This is a genomic window from Streptomyces sp. WAC 06738, assembly GCF_003945505.1.
Taxonomy (GTDB): Bacteria; Actinomycetota; Actinomycetes; order Streptomycetales; family Streptomycetaceae; genus Streptomyces.
The window spans coordinates 1,157,837-1,176,263 of sequence record NZ_CP029618.1 but is presented as its reverse complement, the minus strand read 5'-3'; the positions used below and the strand labels follow the sequence as shown (position 1 = coordinate 1,176,263).

Below are 18,427 nucleotides of genomic sequence, written 5' to 3'. Positions count from 1 at the left end.
TCGTCTGCTGCGTCTGCGACCGTTGCGGGTGTGGGATCCGCTGGGTTCCCAACGGCTCAGACACCCATCAGCCCGGCGGGGGACGCCGGCGCCGCGGGCCGTGCCCGGTTACCGGGAGGCGGGCCAGGGATCCACCCGGACGACCGCGTCGGCGGGGATCGGGCCGTAGACGTGCGGGAACTCCTCGCCGCCGGGCTCCGCCGCCTCGAAACGCACCGGCGCGGACAGCCGGCCGGCGTCGATGACCAGCACCACTGGGTCCTCCTCCGGGCGCGTGCCGTAGAGCGCCTGTGCCACCGGCGCGAGTTGGTGCGGCAGTGAGCAGTGGATATAGCCCTCCTCGGCCAGGGTGCGGCCGCGGGTCGACTGCTCGTACACCCCGGTCCGCCGTGCGGCTTCCCAGCGCGCCCGCTCGGTGATGTGCCACAGCTCCGTCGTCATCCCTCCATCGTAGGGACGGCGGCACAGTCGGGGCAGAGCCCGCCTGCCGCACCCTTCGCTCTACGATGATCCGATGCGCCGGTCAGCAGATCCGTACTGGAACACCAACGTGGCCCGGCACCCGTGCATCCTGCGGTCGGTTCCCGAGGGTTGCGGCGATGCCCTGGACGTCGGCTGCGGGGACGGACTGCTGGCCCGGAAACTGTCCGGGCGGGCGAAGCACGTCACCGGGATCGACAAGTCGCCGGACATGATCGCCGCCGCACAGGAGTCGGCCGCCGGCCACCCGCAGCTCACGTTCGTCGAGGGAGACTTCCTCACGGCCGAACTCCCCTGTGCGCAGTACGACTTCGTCTGCTCGGTGACCACGATCCACCACATGGACTTCGACGCCGCCCTCGTCCGCATGCGCGACCTGCTGCGGCCCGGCGGAACACTGGTGGTCGTCGGCCTCGCCCGCGAGGCGACCGCGGCCGAATGGGCAGCGCTGATCGCGGCCGCCCCGATCGTACGGATCACGAAGACGCTCCGTCGCGCCCACGGACCACAGGGCATGCCGGTCGCCGACCCGCAGATGAGCTACGGACAGGTGCGGGCCGCCGCCCGGCGTCTGCTGCCCGGCGTTCGATACCGCCGGCACATACTGCGCCGGTACTCACTGACCTGGGACAAACCCGTGCACTGAGCCGTCATCGGTGCGCCGCCGCGGCCGGTGCGAGTTCGGCGCGGCCGAACAACAGGGCGTAGCCGGCGGGGAGCTGACGGAGGATGCGGGTTATCAGGTCGGGGCGCGCGTAGGCGGCCACGACGGAGAAGACGGAGCCGGCGTCCCAGCGCGTGGTCGCCAGGGAAGCGCCGGTGCCGGCGGCGAGGTCCTCGACGAAGTCCCAGCCGGTCAGCGGCTGGACGTCGGGGATCTGCGCGGTCAGCACGCGCGCTGCTTCCACGGGCAGGCAGCCGGCCAGGTCGACACGTTCCTCGCCGGTCAGCTGGCGCCCCAGTCCGGCCAGAACGAGGCGGACGGCTTCGTCGGCCCTCTCACGGGTGGGGTAGGCGCCCTCGTAGCGGACCTTCTCCAGCATCTGCTCGTACGCCGTCCCGTACGGTCGCTGGGGCGGTACGTGCCGGTCGGAGATCACTGGGGTGATTCGCCTTTCTCTTCGTGTGGCCGGTGTTCTGGCACCGGGCGTGCGGGATGGTCACGTGGCTCGGGAGGGCCGCAGGGCGGGTCCTGGCCGGCGGGAGCAGGAGCAGGAGCGCGCCCCTGAGGTCCGCGCCGGCAGCAGGGAGCCGCCCTCGTCCGGCCGCGGACTGCTCAGGGAGGTGCGGAGGGCGGGGAGTTCCGCCCTCCGCACCTCTCCGGACGGTGATCAGCCGGGGATCTCCTTGCGGCCCGAGCCGATAGTGATCTTGCGGGGCTTGGCGCGCTCCGCGATCGGGATGCGCAGGGTGAGCACGCCCGCGTCGTAGTCGGCCTGGATGTGCTCGGTGTCGAGGGTGTCGGCGAGCATGATCTGGCGGGAGAAGACACCCAGCGGCCGCTCGGAGAGCTCCATCTGCACGTCGCCGGACTTCGCCGCCGGGCGCCGCTCGGCCCTGACGGTGAGCATGTTCCGCTCGACGTCGATGTCGATCGCGTCCGCGGTGACGCCCGGGATGTCGAAGGCCACCACATACTCGTCGCCGTCGCGGTAGGCGTCCATCGGCATCGGCGAGGGGCGGGACCAGGTGCCCGGGCCCATGAGCTGCTGCGCCAGGCGGTCCAGCTCACGGAAGGGGTCAGTGCGCATCAACATCGTGAAAACACCTCCAGCAGGTTCAGGCAGTTGCTGCCAATGCGCCTCACTGACACCGTTGTACCATGTCATCCAATGGATGACAAACATGGTGTCGTCCATCTGATGACGAGGAGAGGAGTGTCCGTGACCGCAGCCGACAAGCCGTCTCTGGCCAGCGCGAACGCGCAGAGCCCGGCGTCGTTCCTCGCCGCCGCGGCAGCTCTGCATGCCATCGACGACGCCGTGCGGGGCGCCCAGCGCGAGTCCCCGGACGCCCCTGACGCGCCCGGTCCCGGGCCGGAGCAGGCGCTCGCCTCCCTGGTGCTGCTGCGGCAGGTGCGCGAGCAGCTCGCCGGATGGGAGACCGGCCTCATCGAAACCGCCCGCGACGCCGGGGCGAGCTGGGCCGACCTGGCCCATCCGCTCGGTGTCGCCAGCCGCCAGGCCGCCGAGCGGCGCTACCTCCGCGGCCGCCCCGGGCCCGCCGGCACCACCGGTGAGCAGCGGGTCCAGGCCACCCGCGAACGCCGTGCCGCGGAACGCACCGTCGCCGCGTGGGCCCGCGACCACGCGGCCGACCTGCGCCGTATCGCCGGGCAGATCGCCGCCCTGACCGACCTGCCCGCCACGGCCCGCCTCCCGCTCAGCCGGCTGCACGCGGCGCTGGCCCAGGACGACCCCGCCGAACTCGTCCGCCCTCTCGCCGCCACCCGCCCCCACCTGACCGGCCACCCCGGCCTCACCGCACAACTCGACGACCTCACACCGCCTTGAGGCGTGCGGAGGTGGCCGCCGCGCCGCCGGGTCAGCGGAGCGGCAGCCCGTGCAGGATGCCGGTCACGGGGGCGGGATCGGCCGGGCCGAGGTGGCCGGCGTCCGGGAAGTCGTGGACCGTGAAGGGGTTGTGCGGGGTGAGGGCGTCGGCCTCCGCGATCATGCGGTCCTGGAGCGCGGTGGCCACGGTCCTGTCCTTGCCGAACCGCAGATACGTGCGGGGAATCCGCCCCCACGTGTGCCTGCGTCCCACCGCCCGCCCGGCGTACGCCGTCAGCGACTCGTCCGTCTGCATGCCCTCCAGCACCCGCAGGAACGCGCCGTCCGTGTAGTTCGCGCAGATCATCTCCTTGAAGACCGCGAGGTCACGGGGGTTCGCGCTGCGCCAGTTCAGCCGCAGTGCGCCCAGCTTCTCCGGATCGCCGACGACCTACTCCACCGGGCTGATGGCGTCCTGCCCCTCGGGTGAGGCCGCGCAGGCGTCCAGCGACGGCATGGTGCTGCTCGGGCAGAAGGCGGCCATGTAGCAGATGTGGTCGAGGAGTTCGGGCACGGCGTCCCCGACGCGGCTCACCGACAGGCCGCCCATGCTGTGCCCGACCAGCACCACGGGCCCGCCGAGGCGCGCGGCCCGGCGTACGGCGCCGGTGACACGCGCCTCGAAGTCGTCCAGGCTCAGCGCGGCGACCGGGGAGGGCTCCGTCGCGAGAGCCGCCAGGTCCTGCGTCTGGTACGCCTCCGGTACGAACCGCTCGGTGCCGTGCAGCGGCTGGTCCACGGCCACGACGCGGTGCCCGCGCAGCGCCAGCTCCCGCCCGATCTCCGTCCAGAACGCGCCGGCGCTGTGCGTCCCGTGGACGAGGACGTACGTGCGCACTCCGTCGCGCCCCCGCCCGGCACCGGCCGCTCGCGCGGTCCCCGTACCCACCCCCGCGGCGAGCGCCGCGCCGCCCGCCGAGGCCGCGAGCCCTCGCAGGGCGAACCGCCGCGAGGGGCTGCGACGGCCGGACGTGTCCGTACCGCCCGTGGGCCTGGTGCCGAGCTGTTCTCCGTTGTCAGCCATCTCTTCCATGCCGGCAACGCTAGAAACCGCCGGGACGCCCCACCATGGCCCTGCCCGCCCGGCCGGCGGTGTACCTACCGACACCACCGGCCCGCGCCCCTGCCGTGAACTTGGCGGCCCAGCCGCCCGCACACACCACGTAGTGATCACGCCACGCGCGCTTGCCGGCCGTGCCGGGATCCTCACCCGCCGCCGTACGCGGGAGGCGCCCGAGGACGCTCATGTAGTCGTCGAAGGCGGCGTGCAGACAGACCCCGGAGAAAGCGGGCTGCGGGTCGATCCCCACGCAGTGCTCTTTGACGAAGCGTGACGCGTACCCGATGTCGACCGTGGTCGCCACCTGGCCAAGACCTTCTGCGCGGCGTTGTGTGAGTTCCTTGAGTGTCAGCCGGTTCATGGTGGCGTCCTCCCAGCCCAGCTTGACCATGTTGTCCGGACCCCACGGAACCGAGGGGAAGCCGTAGAACAGATTGGACCGGCCGGTCTCCTTGTCCTCCGTGGCGAACTGGACCCACATTTTCGGGAACTGCTCCGGCGGGACCGTATCGGGGTCGGTCGCGAAGTATTCGTAGACCATCTCTTAGACCTCGTAGTCGAGTTCGAGGCCGAGATTCTTCAGGATGTCGTTGGTCCACACGCCACAGGTGATGATGCACTTGTCGGCCGTCAGCTCCTGGCCGCCCTTGGGCACCCCGGACCCGCGGACCTTCACCCGCACCGCGGGGTCGCTCTTCTTCTTCGGCGGGTGCACCTCGTACACCTCGGCGTTGTCGAGGAAGAGCGAGCCGTGCCTGCCGTCGGCGAGCCGCCGCAGCGCGCGCAGCGTCTCCGGCACGTTGATGACCCCGCAGTCGTCGTTCTCGTACCCGATCCACCGGTCTCCCGGGATGCCCTCGTCCACCGCGTCGCCCCCACGGCAACCGCCCTGCCCGGCACCGCAGTCGCCGCGGGAAGCGGCCGCGCAACCGTCGCGCAACCGCCGCGCTCCGGTCGTCGCGTAGACACGTGCCGCAGTGCCGTCCCGCGACCGGAGCCCGCACGGAGTTCCCCGGAACCCCCACCGCAGTAGGAGAGCGATTCGCGATGTCACCCAGCCGTACGGGGTCCTGGCGCCCCCTGCTCGCCGGCCTGGCGGCCCTCGTCACCCTCGGCGGGCTCACCGCCGCGGGCCCGGCCGCCGCCGCGCCCCCGCCCGACACCGGCAGAACCGTCGACTACCGCGGTTACGAGGTCACCGTCCCGGCCGGCTGGCGGGTCGTCGACCTCGCCGCCGACCCGGGCGCGTGCATCCGCTTCGACCGCCCCGCCGTCTACCTCGGCGAGCCCGGCGACCAGAGTTCCTGCCCGCCCGGGCTCAAGGGCCGTACCGCCGGTCTCGTCGTGGAGCCGATCGACGCCGGGGCCGCGCGGCAGACCACCGCGGCCACCGCCGTCGCCCCGCGCGGCAGCGCGACGGCGCCCGCGGCGAAGTCCCGCGACGGCGCGATCCAGGTGGCCGTCGAGGACGCGGGCGTCCTGGTCACCGCCGCGCACGGCCCCGCGACCGAGGACCTGGTACGCGACGTCCTCGCCGGCGCCGAACTGACGGCCGCCGCGGAGCGCACCGAACTGCCCGCCGCCGGCGCCGCGTCCGGGGGCGCCGCCGCGCCGACGGCCGCCGCGGGGCCGCAGCCCGGCGACTTCCGCGGCCAGGGCTTCGACGCCTGCGCCGCGCCGTCGCAGACCGCGATGGACGCCTGGCTCGCCGGCTCCCCGTACCGCGCCGTGGGCGTCTACATCTCCGGCGCCACCCGCGCCTGCGCGCAGCCCAACCTCACCGCGAGCTGGGTGACGAACCAGACGAACAAGGGCTGGCACCTCATCCCCATCGACGTCGGCCGCCAGGCGCCGTGCAGCAACTTCTCCAACAAGATGTCGTCCGACCCCGTCACCGCCCGCGCCCAGGGCGTCAGCGCCGCCAACGCCTCGGTGACCGCCGCCCAGAGCCTCGGCATCCCGGCCGGCAGCGCGCTCTACTCCGACATCGAGGGCTACACCTCCACCGCCTCCTGCAAGGCCGCGGTCATGAGCTACGTCTCCGGCTGGACCGAGGGCCTGCACGCCAAGGGCTACCTCTCCGGCCTGTACTCCAGCGCCTCCTCCGGCATCCGCGACGCGGCCAGCGTCTACGACGACGCCCGCTACCTGCGCGTGGACCACCTGTGGTTCGCGTGGTGGAACGGCGTCGCCGACACCGACGCCGGATCGTACGTCCCGGACTCCTACTGGGCCGGTCACCAGCGCATCCACCAGTACGTCGGCGAGGTCTACGAGACGTACGGCGGCCAGCGCCTGCACATCGACCGCAACTACCTCGACGTCGGCAAGGGCACCCCGCCGCCCGTCACCTGCACCACCGCCAACCTGAGCTTCAACGCCTACGGAACCATCCGCTCCGGCTCGACGGGCGCCCTGGTCGACGCCGCCCAGTGCCTCCTGGAGGCCGCGGGACACGACCCCGGCGGCGCCACCCCGACCGGCACCTTCGACGCCGGCACCGTCACCGCCACGAAGGCGTTCCAGACCGCCAGGGGCCTCACCGCGGACGGCATCATCGGCCCCCGCACCTGGACCGCGCTGCTGGCCCGCGGCACCACGCCCACCCTGCAGAACGGCTCCACCGGCGACGCCGTCACCCGGCTCCAGCGCGCCCTGACCGCCGCGCTCGGCCGCACCGTCGGCATCGACGGCATCTTCGGCTCCGGCACGCAGACGGCCGTACGCGACTACCAGACCAGCCGCGGGCTCGGCGTGGACGGCATCGTGGGACCCGCGACCTGGGGCGCGCTGCAGGCAGGCAAGTGACCGGCGATTCCGCGGAGGAGAACGTGATGAAGAAGACGAAGAATACGAAGAAGACGAAGAAACGGAAGAACAGACCGCTGTTCCGGCTGGCCGCCCTGGTCGCCACCGTGGCCGCCCTGCTCCTGGGCCTCGGCTCCCCGGCGTACGCGTACCCCCAGGCCGCCTTCCCGACGCAGAGCAGCGGCAACAGGGGCACCGACGTCCTCGCGCTGCAGCACCTGCTGACCGCGCAGGGCATCTCGGTCTCGCCCGACGGGGTGTTCGGCCCCGCCACGAACACCGCGGTGCGCCAGTTCCAGAGCGCCAAGGGCCTCGGCGTCGACGGCATCGTGGGACCGCAGACCTGGGGCGCGCTGACCCCGACGATCCGCCAGGGCGACACCGGCGGGGCCGTCAGGGCCCTCCAGGCCGCGCTCAACGCCAAGCGCGGCGCCGGGCTCGCGGTCAGCGGCACCTTCGACGCCGCCACGACCGCGGCCGTACGCACCTTCCAGGGCCACGCGGGCATCGGCGTGGACGGCATCGTGGGCCCCGTCACCTGGAAGAACCTGCTCTGGCACTACGAGAACACCAGCTTCGGCAGCACGATGTGCGGCCAGAGCCCCGACGGCAACGCGAACGCCCACTGGGGCACCTCCGCCGCCGTCGCCCAACTGGAGGCCGCCGCGGCCTCCTTCGCGGGCACCGGCAACGGCAAGCTGCCGGTCGGCGACAGCGGGTTCGAGCACGGCGGCGACATCCCGGGCCACGCCAGCCACGAGCTGGGGCTCGACTTCGACGTCTGGCCGATCCGCACGGACTCGGCCCAGTGCACCGCCGGGCGGATCACCTGGCAGTCGGCCGCGTACGACCGCGCGGCGACCCGCGACCTGGTCAAGGCCATCCGCGCCTCGGCCCCCGGGCACATCAAGCTGATCTTCTTCAACGATCCGCAGCTCATCTCCGAGGGCCTGGTCACCCAGTACGCCAACCACGACAACCACCTGCACGTGCGCTACTGCGAGGCGGTCCACGGGAACGCGCTCTACGACTGCTGAGCGCCAAGCCGGTGTCCAGTGGCGGCTGCGACGATCGGCGCATGAGAGCAGAAGTGACCGACGGCGCACCGCGAGAGCGCGTGGCCCGGCTGGAGAGCCCCGACCGCCACCGGGGGATCGTGGACGTGCACCTGCTGCTCCTCCGGCGCGCCCCCGCGCCGGAGGTGCTGCTCGCCCGCCGGGCGGGCACGGGCTATGCGGACGGCCTGCTGAACATGCCCAGCGGCCATCTGGAGGACGGCGAGGACGTACGGTCCGGGGTGCTGCGCGAGGCCGCCGAGGAGATCGGTCTCGTGCTCGCCCCGGAGCAGGTCGCGGTGGCGCTCGTCATGCAGCACAGGCCGCCGGCGGGCCGGTCGAGGATAGGATGGTTCTTCGCCGCGGAACTGCCGCCCGGTGCCCGGGTGGTGAACGCGGAGCCGGACAAGTGCGCCGAGATCGGCTGGTATCCGCTGGACGCCCTTCCCGACGACCTGGTGGCGTCGTGCCGGGTGGGGCTCGAGGCGTACCGGGCGGGGGAGCGGTTCGTCGTGCACTTGCACGAGGCGGACGACCCCCTGACGTACGACCCGCGGATACCGGACCGGGCCGTGGTGCTGCCGCAGACGGCGGGCCCGCCGTGACGCCGGGCGCGGCCCTCAGAGGTCCTTGATGCAGCGCAGCTCGGTGAGGAACGGCTCGTAGCCGAACCAGCGGTTGATCGCGAGCATCGGCTCGTTGCCGCTGTCGTTGCCCGTGAACGCGTCGGTGTACCCGGCCGCCCGCGCCCGCCGCAGCGACTCGTGCTTGGCGAGCTTCGCCAGCCCCCGGCCGCGGAACGCCCGGCGGCTGCCGGTCATCCCGGACAGATAGCGCGTGTGCCCGTCGGTCTCCGCCAGGCTGAACGCCGCCACCTCGCCGTCGACCAGGGCGGCGATCGTCAGGTCGCGGTCGAGCAGCGGCTCGCGCCAGGTGTGGTCGAGCCAGTGCTCGTACGACATGGCGTCGGCCGGCGTGTCGCTCGGCTCGTCCAGCGCCGCCTCCGCGTCCGCCTCGTACAGCGGCCGGGGATCGTCGAAGTCCGCGAAGGCGCGCAGCTCCACGTCCGCGGCCGGCTCGCGCCGCGGCGGGAGCGGGGCGCGCAGGTCGAGGTGGAGGATCCGGCCGGTACGCCCCCGGCGGTAGCCGCGCCGCCCGGCGAAGCCGAGGTCGCGCTCCGTGTCGTACACCCAGGTGTAGACGGTGGTCACGCCGTGCGCCGCGAGATGCGCCTCGGCCGCCGCGACGAGCGCGGAACCGGCGCCGCGGCCGGTGTGCCCGGGGTGCACGTGCGGCTGCGCGATGCCCTGCCCCGGGGTGCTGCTGTCGTACTGAACGAACGCCTCGCACTCGCCGACGACCTCCCCGCCGGCCTCGGCGACCAGCGCCCGCAGCCGCTTCTCCGGCGGCGCGGACGCCACGTTCCAGCGGACCGACTCGGGAGTGGTGACGATAAAAGGCACCGCCGCGCGCTGCACCTCGGCGACGGCGTCGGCGTCCTCGGGACGGAAGTCGCGTACGAGCACACTCATGGCGCCGCACCGTACGGCGACGGGGGTGCCGCTGTCGTGCGAATTTCGCCCCGCGGACCACAATGAGTCCGTGACCATCCAGATTTTCGTCGACCAGCAGGCGCCCGAGGCACCGTACGAGCAGGTGCGCGCCCAGATCTCCGCCCAGGCCCGCGGTGGCGTCCTCCCGGCCGGCACCAAGCTGCCCACCGTCCGGGGCCTCGCCGAGCAGTTGGGCCTCGCCCCGAACACCGTCGCCAAGGCGTACCGCGCGCTGGAGAGCGACGGAGTGATCGAGACCCGCGGCCGGCACGGCAGCTACGTGGCCGCCGCGGGCGACGCCGCGCAGCGCGAGGCGGCCGCTGCGGCACAGGTGTACGCGCAGCGGGCGCAGCGCCTCGGACTCGACCACGGAACCGCGCTGACCGCGGTGGAAGAGGCGCTGCGCGCCGCCTACGCCGGCGCGTAGGACCCCACCGGGCTCGGGACCCGGTCCGGGTCCTCGGGGGTACACGCCGAACCTGGGGCCTCGTCACCCGGGCCGGGCCGTTGTGCTCGCGGGTACGGCGCCGGGCGGACGGTCGGCGCGCAGCGGCCCGGCCGACGAGGCCCACCAAGGGCCGAGCCGACGACGTACGCAGACCGCACCCGGAGCCGCCCGCGAACCGACCCGGCCCGGGAGGCCGTCGCGCGGCGCCGAGCGGATACCCCCGTACTCCGCCCGGCGCCGCGCCGCTTAGGTGCTGGGGCTTGGCTTGGTGCTGGTGACAAGCCTGCGGACCCGGGGGAACCGGCCGCAAGCGATCGCGGTGGAAACGGGAAGCTGGAACGGGAATCCGGCCACCGACCAGCGCGGACAGCACTAGGGTGGAACGCGTCGGAACGGGGGCGGGACGTGAAAGACGCGGCGACGGAGAAATTCGCGGCGCTGTTGCGCGAGTTGAAGCAGCGCTCGGGGCGCAGTTACGGGTCGCTTGCGGCGCGCCTCCACGTGAGTACGTCGACCCTCCACCGCTACTGCAACGGCGACGCTGTCCCGTCGAGTTATGCCCCGGCGGAACGCTTCGCACGCCTGTGTGGCGCGACCCCGGAAGAACTGGTGGAGCTCCACCGCCGCTGGCACCGCGCCAACGGCACGCGCCGCGGGTCGACTCCGTCGTGGGCGGCGGGGGAGCCGCCGGCGGGCACGGGCGGTGGCCGGAGCAGTGGTGCGCCTGCGCCGGGCATGGGCGAGGGAGAAGCGGGCCGCCGGTCGCGTGGAGCAAGGCGGGGCAGTGGCGCGGCGGGGCGTGGCGGAGTCGGCGACCGGTCCGGCGCGGCAGCGGAGGCCGCACGTGGCGGTGCCACCGGCGAGGTGAACGAGGCGGAGCCCCCGGCGGCGGGCCCCGCCGCGAACGACGCAACAGCAACGGTGCCTTCGCCGCCGGGCGCCGCGCAGGGGCGCGGCTCCGCCGCGGCCGGGGCGGCTTCAGCCGTACCGCCCTCCGCCTCCGGCGGCGCGGACGGACCGGACGCCGGCGCCGGTGACGCGTCGTCGTCCGCGCCCCTCGGCTCTCCCGCCTCCGAGGCCCGTGGCGGCGCAAGCGGCTCCGGCTCCGGCGAAATCCGTCGCCTTGCCGGCAAGTTGCGCCCTGGTCGCCCCTCCGCCCGTGGCGGCTCCGCGTCCTCGCCCGACCGCCGCGGGCCGCGGTGGGCGCGGCGGTGGCGGCGTGTGGGGGTGCCCGGGGTGGGGGTGGCGGCCGCCGCGCTCGTGGCGTTCGTGGCCGCCTCCAGCGGGTCCACCGGCGAAGGCCGCGCCGACGGCGACACCGGGCCCGCGAGCGGGGTCCTGGCCGACGGGAGCCGCGGTGGCGGGGGTGCGCAGGGGGGCGAGAGCGCGGAGAAGGAGCGGTCCGCCGAGCCTTCCGAGCGGCGCAAGCCCGCGCCCGCCGGCGGCGGTGAGGATGCGGAGGCGGACGCGCCCCCCGGTGCCACGCCCCGCAGGGGCGGGGCCGGAAGCGCGGGCAGGGACACGCCCGCCGTGCGGACCCCCCTCGCCTGGTCCGTCCGTTCCCACGTCTGGTCGAACGGCTGCGACCACCGCTACCTCATCGACAAGTCGCCCGACGACGTGCCGCCCCCGCCCATGGCGCAGGACGCCGAGGCGTGGGCCTCCAGCCAGGGCGCCGTCCACGGCGGGACCACGAACATCGAGACCGCCATCGAGCCCCGCGGCGACGAGCCGGTGACCATCAACGCCGTCCACGTGCGCAAGACCTCGACCGGCACCCCGCTGCCGTGGAACGCGTTCGCGATGTCCAGCGGCTGCGGCGGCGAGGTCACCCAGGCGGCGTACCGCGTCGATCTCGACAAGCCCCGCCCCGTACTCAAGCCCCAGCAGGGCGGCGACTCCACGCACACATGGGACCCTCCGGCGCTGCCGTTCCGCGTCACCGACGACGAGCCGCTGTCCCTCCTCATCCACGCCGGCACCGAGGACTACGACGTCCGCTGGTATCTGGAGGTCGAGTGGAGCAGCGGTGACGAGTCCGGGGCCGTACGCATCGACGACGAGGGCGCCCCGTTCCGTACCAGTTCCCTCAAGGACCGTCCGCTCTACGACTACGACACCCTCGAAGGCTCCTGGTACTCCTGGCCGGTCGACGCGCCGGCGGACGAGTCCGCGTCCTCGGCGCCGTAGGGCAGGAGCCGTAGGGCAGGAGGAACCGGAAGAAGCGGAACGGGATCCACCGTCGAGGGGCGTATTCCAGCCAGATGAAACGGTTCTCCAGGTCAAGACCGCGTTCTGGGCCGGGAATTGGGGATGATTCCCTTGTGGGGGATGCGCATGTGACGCAGGCAGACGATAGGGTTAGCCTGCCCGGGCCGGGAGCCCTCGTCAGGGTGGGGAGTGTCATGGATCAGATAGCAATGCGCGGCAAGGCGCGAGTTCCTGCGATCAACTGCGGGAGCACCGCGTCGCGGGCACGCGTCGACCGGCATCTCGCCGTGCTCGGCGGACCCGCCGCCCCCCAGGGGGACACGGACAGCGCCACCATGCTGATGCGTGAGCTGACCGCGCGCGAGGAGAGGGCCGCGAAGCCGGGCCGTATGGCGCGCGTTTCCCTCTTCGCCCCGCTGCGGAAGCTGCGGCGCACCCTCTTCGGCAACCGCCGGAGCTGACAGACAGCCCGTATCGGGGCGGGCGCGGCGACCCGGCATGCCGCGCCCGCCCCGATCGCTGCCCGCGTCCGTTCGCCCCCCACCCGAGCGGACCCGAAGCGGTGCGTCTCAGCCCCGTCCCCGCGCGCTGCGCCGCACCGCCAGCGGTACGAACACGGCCAGCAGCACCACCGACCAGACCAGCGCCGCCGCCACCGGATGCGTCATCGGCCATGCCGCGCCCGGCGCGTCGTCCAGCCCCGGCGGCGCGCTGCCCGTCAGGTCCCGTACGGCGGTGACGTACGCGCTGAGCGGATTCCACTCCACCACCGCCCGCAGCCACCCCGGCATGCCGTGGGTCGGTACGTACGCGTTGGAGAGCAACTGCAGCATGAACGTCGTGCTCGCCAACTGCCCCGCCGCCTCCTCGTTGCCCACCGCCATGCCGAGGTGGATCCCGATCCACGCCGAGGTGAACCGCAGCAGGAGGAGCAGCCCCAGCGCCCCCGCCGTCGCCGCCGCGGAGCCGTCGTTCCGCCAGCCGACGGCGTAGCCCACCGCGACCAGCGGCACCAGCCCGGCGGCGAACAGCAGCACGTCCGCCACCGCGTGCCCCAGCGGCACCGCCGCCCGGCTGATCGGCAGCGCCCGGAAGCGCTCCGTCACCCCGCGGCCGGTGTCGGCGGCGGCCTGGAGCATGCCGGTGACCAGGCCGCCGGCGGCGGTGGTGGCGAAGAGGCCCGGGACGATGTACGTGCGGTAGTCGGCGTCGCCGGGGAGTGAGACCGAGTTGCCGAAGACGTAGCCGAAGAAGAGCAGCAGCGTCAGCGGCATCACCTGGGTGATGACGAGCAGCGCCGGGTTGCGCCGGGCGCGCTGCAACTGGCGGCCGACGATGGCCATGCCGTCGTACGCGAGGTCGCTCATGCCGCCGCCTCCTTCGCGTCCCGCGCGGTCCCGGAGCCGTCCTTCGCCGTTCCGGCGGCGTCCGCCCCGGTGAGCCGGAGGAACACCTCGTCCAGCGTCGGCCGGCGCAGAGTCGCGTCGACCACCGGCACCCCGGCCGCGTCCAGCTCCCGCACCACGCGCGGCAGCGTCAGCCCCGGGTCGTACGCGGCCGCCCCCACCGCGCGCCGCTCCGCGTCCAGCCGCGGCTCGCCGCCGGTGAGCGGCCCGAGCACCACGGCCGCCGCCGCGAGCGCCGCGTCGTCGGCCACGACCACCTCCGCGTACGCGCCCACGCGCTGCTTCAGCTCGTCCGGCGTGCCGGTGACGGCCGCCCGGCCGTGGTCGACGACCACCACCGAGTCGGCCAGCCGGTCCGCCTCCTCCAGGTACTGCGTCGTCAGCAGCACCGTCGTGCCCGCCGCCGCCAGCTCCCGTACCGCCGCCCAGATCTGCTCGCGGCTGGCCGGGTCGAGCCCGGTGGTCGGCTCGTCGAGGAAGAGCACCCGCGGCCGGGAGAGCAGGCTCGCGGCCAGGTCGAGCCGCCGCCGCATGCCGCCGGAGTACGTGCGGGCCGGCCGGTCGGCGGCCTCGGCGAGGCCGAACCGCTCCAGCAGCTCGTCCGCCCGCTCCCGCCCCGCGGGCCCGCGCAGGCGCAGCAGCCGGGCGAAGAGGCGCAGGTTCTCGCGCCCGGACAGGTCGTCGTCCACGGACGCGGCCTGCCCGGTGACCCCTATGGCCCGGCGCACGGCCGCCGGCTCGGCGGCGACGTCGTGCCCGGCGACCCGCGCGGTGCCGCCGTCCGGCGCGACGAGCGTGGTCAGCACGCGTACGGCGGTGGTCTTGCCGGCGCCGTTCGGACCGAGGAGGCCGCAGACGGTGCCCTCGGGGATGGCGAGGTCGAGGCCGCGGAGGGCGTGGACGTCGCCGTAGCGCTTCTCCAGCGCCTTACTAAGTACAGCGTACGTAGTTGTCATGCGGCCGAGCATAGCCGACTCAGTACGCTGTACGTAAACCGGCACCCGACGGCCCCGAGGAAGGCAGCGATGGCAGCGAGCGGACGAGCCGCCGACGGGACTTCGCGCGGCGCCACGCCCGAGGTGATCTGGACCCGCCCGGAGCGCGCGGGCCGCGGCCCGCGCCCGGCGCACAGCCGCGCCGCGATCGCCGCCGCCGCGGTCCGCATCGCCGACGCGGACGGGCTCGACGCCGTCTCGATGCGCCGCGTCGCCGCCGAGATCGGCAGCGGCACCATGTCGCTCTACAACTACGTGCCGCGCAAGGAGGACCTGCACGAGCTGATGGTCGACGCGGTCAGCGCCGAGTACGACCTGTCGGTGCCCCTCACCGGCGACTGGCGCGCCGACGTGCTGGCGCTGGCGGAGCAGTCGCGGGACCTGATGCGCCGGCACCCCTGGCTGCCGCGGCTCACCTCGACCACCGCGTACGGGTTCACGCCCCACGCGCTGCGCTACCTCGACCGGTTCCTCGCCGCCCTGGCGGGCCTGGACGTGCCGCCGGGCACCAAGATGGAGCTGGTCGCGATGGTCACGGCGTCGGTGACCAGCTACGTCACGTTCGAGATCGCGCTTGCGGAACGGGCCCGCGCGCTGCCCTGGACCGAGGCGGAGGAAGAGGCGGTCCGGGGGGCGTATCTGGCGGGGCAGTTGGCGACGGGCGAGTATCCCCACCTGGCCGCGGTCCTCGCCCAGGCGCCGCAACCGGGGGACCACGAGGCGGCGTTCCGGCGGTTGCTGGGACGGGTGCTGGACGGCTTCGAGACCTCCGGCGGGCCGGAGTGACAGGGTTCTGCCAGGGCGGCCGGCGGTGTCCGACGCCCTCTTGATGGGCGTCCCGCCCGGGATTACGTTCCTCTGCCATGTATCTCTCCCGGCGTCTGCTCGCCCTGCCGCTCGGCCTCGCCGCGACCGCCGCGATCGGACTCGCGCCCGGCGCCGCCGCGACGGGCGGCCCGCCGGGTCCGGCCGCGGCGCCGGGCGACCCGCTGTCGTACGTGGTCAACAGCGCGACCGACGCCGCCACTCTGGACCGGGTCGAGTCCGCGACCGCCGACGCCGGCGGCACCGTCGTGGCCACGTACCCGGAGATCGGCGTGACCGTCGCGCACGCCGCGGACGCGGACTTCGGCAGCAGGCTGCGCGCCGTGCCCGGCGTCCGGTCCGCGGGCGCCACGCGCACCGCGCCGCTGCGGAGCGCGGCGGCGCCGGCGGAGGGCCGGTTCCGGGCGTACGAGGACCGCGGGGCCGCCGGCGCGGCGGTCGCGGGGGCCGGAAGCCGCGTCCGTGCCGTGCCGCCGGAGCCGCTGGAGGCCGAGCAGTGGTCCCTGCGCGTCGTCCGCGCCGACCGGGCGCACGCCCTCTCCACCGGCAGCCCGGACGTCACCGTCGGCGTCATCGACAACGGCGTCGACGACACCCACCCCGACCTCGCCGCCCACTTCTCCGCCGGGCAGTCCGCCGACTGCGTCGGCGGCGCCGCCGACACCACGCCGGGCGCCTGGCGCCCGTACCCGGAAGGGGACTTCGCCGGCCACGGCACCTGGGTCGCAGGACAGATCGCCGCCCCGCGCAACGGCGTCGGCGTCGCCGGGGTCGCCCCGGACGTGACGATCGCGGCCATCAAGGCGGCCGGCCCGGGCGACGGCTTCGTCTACGCCGAGTCCGTCGTCTGCGCGCTCGTCTTCGCCGCCGACCACGGCGTGGCCATCGCCAACAGCAGCTTCTCGATCGACCCGTGGCACCTCGTCTGCGCCGACGACCCCGACCAGCGGGCCATCCTCGACGCCGTCTCCCGCGCCCAGCGCTACGCCACCGGCAAGGGCCTGCTCCAGATCGCCGCCGCGGGCAACGGCAGCCGCGACCTCGCCGACCCGGAGTTCACCGACGCCGAGAGCCCCAGCGACGGCACACCGGTCGAGCGCACCGTCGACCCCGCCGCGTGCCCCGTGCTGCCGCACATGCTGCCCGGCGTCGTCAGCGCCGCGTCGGTCGGCGCGGAGAACCTCAAGTCCGACCACTCCGACTACGGCCTCGGCGTCATCGACATCGCCGCCCCCGGCGGCGACGACTACCAGATCCCCGAGACCCCCTCGCGGGATCCCTACGTCCTGTCCACCTGGCCCGGCGGCGAGTACGCCTCGGGTCCCGGCACCTCCGCCGCTTCCGCGCAGGTCTCCGGCGTCGCCGCCCTCCTGAAGAGCGCGCACCCGGGCGCCTCTCCCGCGAAGCTGCGCGCCCTCCTGGCCGCCGACGCCGACAACCCCGGCTGCCCCGACCGCTACGACCCGGACGGCGACGGCGCCGAGAACGCGGTCTGCGAGGGCGACGACCGCCGCAACGGCTTCTACGGCGCGGGCGTCGCCGACGCCCTCGACGCGGTACGCCGCTAGCCGCCCCCGCCCCGCCCCGCGCTCAGATCAGGGCGAACTGCCCCTCCGGGCCTTCCTCGTGGTGGTCCAGCACCGACGCGGGGCGGCGGGCCGAGGCCGGGGCGGGAAGGATGCCCGCCTCGTGCAGTTCGGCCGCGGTGATCTCCGCGCTGATCTCCCCGGTGTACGAGCCGTCCGTGCCCCGCGCCTCGTCCGCCCCCGGCTCGGCCGCCTCCGCGAGCAGCGCCAGCACGGTGATGAGCTCCAGCAGCTCCGAGGTCCACTCCTGCGGCCACGCCGCGGGCCGTATCGCCGCCAGGGTCCCGGGCTCGGCGGGCTCCAGGCGTGCGGCGATCCACTGCTCCAGCACGGGGACGCCGCCCGCCGTGAACTCCCACGCGTCGCGCGGCACCGGCGAGATGCGGCCCTCGCCGAGGAGCAGCACCTCCTCCTCCGGGTCGTACGACACCTCCGCGGGCCTGGCCGGCAGCGCCGCTCGCACGTACGGCCGCCGGCCGCCCGGGAGCCGGGGCCTTCCGCCGCCGCGGGCGCCGCGGAGCTGCACCTCCAGCAGCCGCCGCCCGCGCGCCACGCCGGCCCGCCACACCTCCGGGTCCGCGGTCAGCGGCACCGCGCACCCGCGCGGGGTGGCCCGCCCGGCGGCCAGCACCCAGGCGAACACGTCCTCGGCACCGACCTTGCCGCCCAGCCGCCTGCCCAGCCAGCGCAGCAGCCGCGGCGGGAGGTTGGGCTCCCGGCCGCGGGGGCGCCGGTAGAGCGGCCGGATCCGGCCCGGCCGCCCGGCGGGCGACCGCCCGTCCGGCAGCAGCGCGGACGCGACCACGGCGAGCCCGCGGGACCCGCCGGGTCCCGGCGTGACGTACCCCGCCTCGACGGCGAACAACTGCCGGTCGTCCGCGACCCGCCACAACTCGGGGCGGGCCGCGTCGAGCAGCCGGTTGTCGGGGATCAGCCACTGCCGGTCGTACGCCCCGTGCAGCACCCGCACCGGCTCGGGACACGGCCCCGCCTCCCGCGCCAGCCGCCCGGTCCCGGCGGCCCGGCCGGGCAACTGCGCCACGGCACTGTGCGTCGTCCGCGCCCGGGTCGCCCGGAAGAGTGCGTCCCGCTCGTCGCCTTCGGCCCGTACGAGCGCATCCCACCGCCGCCGCAGCGAGGCGGCGTCGGGCGCCATGACCCACCCCCGCCCGAGCCGCAGCGGGGCGACGCCCCAGGGCATGAGATCGGCGAGCAGCGGGGCGGAGTCGCCTTCGGCGGGCTCGCGGGAAGGGGCGGGCGACGCGCCGCCCTCCACAGACGCCCGCGGCTTGACGACGGACCGCCGCGCCGCCGCGGCCGCGTCCGCGACCGCCGCGGACTCCCCGTGCCCGGCCCGCTCCTCCGCCGGCGGCTCCTCCGCGGACGCGGCGGGCTCCGCCACGGCGGGACCGCCGTCCGCCGAACCACCCATCCCGCGACCTCCCCTC

The 18,427-nt window shown here is 74.6% G+C and carries 18 protein-coding genes and 3 pseudogenes; 11 read left to right on the top strand and 10 right to left on the bottom strand.

The window, feature by feature from the left end:
- Window positions 1-108: 108 nt before the first annotated feature.
- Window positions 109-441, bottom strand: coding sequence for a DUF952 domain-containing protein (locus DMB38_RS04840; protein WP_125934103.1), 333 nt, complete (start codon window positions 439-441; stop codon window positions 109-111).
- A 73-nt stretch (window positions 442-514) separates the two neighbouring features.
- Between DMB38_RS04840 and DMB38_RS04835 the strand changes: the two genes are divergently transcribed.
- Window positions 515-1,126, top strand: coding sequence for a class I SAM-dependent methyltransferase (locus DMB38_RS04835; RefSeq protein WP_125934102.1), 612 nt, complete (start codon window positions 515-517; stop codon window positions 1,124-1,126).
- Between the two features lie 4 nt (window positions 1,127-1,130).
- Here DMB38_RS04835 and DMB38_RS04830 read toward each other — a convergent pair whose 3' ends face one another.
- Together DMB38_RS04830 and DMB38_RS04825 are read right to left on the bottom strand one after the other, a co-directional pair.
- Window positions 1,131-1,580: a DUF2267 domain-containing protein gene (locus DMB38_RS04830; RefSeq protein ID WP_125934101.1), complete on the bottom strand. Its 450-nt coding sequence runs from the start codon at window positions 1,578-1,580 to the stop codon at window positions 1,131-1,133.
- Between the two features lie 231 nt (window positions 1,581-1,811).
- Window positions 1,812-2,237 carry an Hsp20/alpha crystallin family protein gene (locus DMB38_RS04825; protein ID WP_125934100.1) on the bottom strand — a complete coding sequence of 142 codons (426 nt, stop codon included), beginning with the start codon at window positions 2,235-2,237 and terminating at the stop codon, window positions 1,812-1,814.
- A gap of 126 nt (window positions 2,238-2,363) precedes the next feature.
- On the opposite strand from DMB38_RS04825, the gene DMB38_RS04820 reads away from it, so the two are divergent.
- Window positions 2,364-2,993: a type III effector protein gene (locus DMB38_RS04820; protein ID WP_125934099.1), complete on the top strand. Its 630-nt coding sequence runs from the start codon at window positions 2,364-2,366 to the stop codon at window positions 2,991-2,993.
- Window positions 2,994-3,024: 31 nt separating this feature from the next.
- Here DMB38_RS04820 and DMB38_RS04815 read toward each other — a convergent pair.
- The 3 genes and pseudogenes from DMB38_RS04815 to DMB38_RS04805 form a co-directional block, all read right to left on the bottom strand.
- Window positions 3,025-4,056, bottom strand: a pseudogene (locus DMB38_RS04815) (alpha/beta fold hydrolase).
- Window positions 4,057-4,075: 19 nt separating this feature from the next.
- On the bottom strand, window positions 4,076-4,633 hold the full coding sequence (locus tag DMB38_RS04810; RefSeq protein WP_125934098.1) for a hypothetical protein: 558 nt from the start codon (window positions 4,631-4,633) through the stop codon (window positions 4,076-4,078).
- Window positions 4,634-4,636: 3 nt separating this feature from the next.
- Entirely contained in the window at window positions 4,637-4,957 is a 321-nt protein-coding gene (locus DMB38_RS04805) for a hypothetical protein (RefSeq protein WP_125934097.1), read from the bottom strand.
- Between the two features lie 182 nt (window positions 4,958-5,139).
- On the opposite strand from DMB38_RS04805, the gene DMB38_RS04800 reads away from it, so the two are divergent.
- The 3 genes and pseudogenes from DMB38_RS04800 to DMB38_RS04790 form a co-directional block, all read left to right on the top strand.
- On the top strand, window positions 5,140-6,900 hold the full coding sequence (locus tag DMB38_RS04800; RefSeq protein ID WP_125934096.1) for a glycoside hydrolase domain-containing protein: 1,761 nt from the start codon (window positions 5,140-5,142) through the stop codon (window positions 6,898-6,900).
- 26 nt (window positions 6,901-6,926) lie between these two features.
- Window positions 6,927-7,937 carry a penicillin-insensitive murein endopeptidase gene (locus DMB38_RS04795; protein WP_276314942.1) on the top strand — a complete coding sequence of 337 codons (1,011 nt, stop codon included), beginning with the start codon at window positions 6,927-6,929 and terminating at the stop codon, window positions 7,935-7,937.
- Between the two features lie 80 nt (window positions 7,938-8,017).
- Window positions 8,018-8,560 (top strand): annotated as a pseudogene (locus DMB38_RS04790) (NUDIX domain-containing protein); the annotation flags it as partial.
- Window positions 8,561-8,575: 15 nt separating this feature from the next.
- Here DMB38_RS04790 and DMB38_RS04785 read toward each other — a convergent pair.
- A complete protein-coding gene (locus tag DMB38_RS04785; protein WP_125938812.1) occupies window positions 8,576-9,481 on the bottom strand; it encodes a GNAT family N-acetyltransferase in 906 nt (301 codons plus the stop codon).
- Between the two features lie 76 nt (window positions 9,482-9,557).
- On the opposite strand from DMB38_RS04785, the gene DMB38_RS04780 reads away from it, so the two are divergent.
- From DMB38_RS04780 to DMB38_RS04770, 4 genes and pseudogenes are all read left to right on the top strand, one after another.
- On the top strand, window positions 9,558-9,935 hold the full coding sequence (locus DMB38_RS04780) for a GntR family transcriptional regulator (protein ID WP_101425325.1): 378 nt from the start codon (window positions 9,558-9,560) through the stop codon (window positions 9,933-9,935).
- 426 nt (window positions 9,936-10,361) lie between these two features.
- Window positions 10,362-10,562 (top strand): annotated as a pseudogene (locus DMB38_RS36605) (helix-turn-helix transcriptional regulator); the annotation flags it as partial.
- A 615-nt stretch (window positions 10,563-11,177) separates the two neighbouring features.
- Entirely contained in the window at window positions 11,178-12,146 is a 969-nt protein-coding gene (locus tag DMB38_RS36600) for a hypothetical protein (protein ID WP_240662808.1), read from the top strand.
- A gap of 215 nt (window positions 12,147-12,361) precedes the next feature.
- Complete coding sequence (locus DMB38_RS04770; protein ID WP_078898157.1) at window positions 12,362-12,628, top strand: hypothetical protein; 267 nt, start codon at window positions 12,362-12,364, stop codon at window positions 12,626-12,628.
- A gap of 108 nt (window positions 12,629-12,736) precedes the next feature.
- On the opposite strand, the gene DMB38_RS04765 is transcribed toward DMB38_RS04770, so the two are convergent.
- Both DMB38_RS04765 and DMB38_RS04760 read right to left on the bottom strand, forming a co-directional pair.
- Window positions 12,737-13,534, bottom strand: a complete 798-nt coding sequence (locus tag DMB38_RS04765) for an ABC transporter permease (protein ID WP_125934092.1) — start codon at window positions 13,532-13,534, stop codon at window positions 12,737-12,739.
- Window positions 13,531-14,529 (bottom strand): ATP-binding cassette domain-containing protein, encoded by a 999-nt coding sequence (locus tag DMB38_RS04760; RefSeq protein WP_206337645.1) that lies wholly within the window; start codon window positions 14,527-14,529, stop codon window positions 13,531-13,533. The genes DMB38_RS04765 and DMB38_RS04760 overlap by 4 nt, the downstream gene beginning before the upstream one ends.
- Before the next feature lie 69 nt (window positions 14,530-14,598).
- Between DMB38_RS04760 and DMB38_RS04755 the strand changes: the two genes are divergently transcribed.
- Together DMB38_RS04755 and DMB38_RS04750 are read left to right on the top strand one after the other, a co-directional pair.
- Entirely contained in the window at window positions 14,599-15,354 is a 756-nt protein-coding gene (locus DMB38_RS04755; protein WP_125934090.1) for a TetR/AcrR family transcriptional regulator C-terminal domain-containing protein, read from the top strand.
- A 77-nt stretch (window positions 15,355-15,431) separates the two neighbouring features.
- Window positions 15,432-16,961: a S8 family serine peptidase gene (locus tag DMB38_RS04750; protein WP_125934089.1), complete on the top strand. Its 1,530-nt coding sequence runs from the start codon at window positions 15,432-15,434 to the stop codon at window positions 16,959-16,961.
- Between the two features lie 22 nt (window positions 16,962-16,983).
- Here DMB38_RS04750 and DMB38_RS04745 read toward each other — a convergent pair whose 3' ends face one another.
- Window positions 16,984-18,411: a type ISP restriction/modification enzyme gene (locus DMB38_RS04745; RefSeq protein ID WP_125934088.1), complete on the bottom strand. Its 1,428-nt coding sequence runs from the start codon at window positions 18,409-18,411 to the stop codon at window positions 16,984-16,986.
- Between the last annotated feature and the right edge of the window lie 16 nt (window positions 18,412-18,427).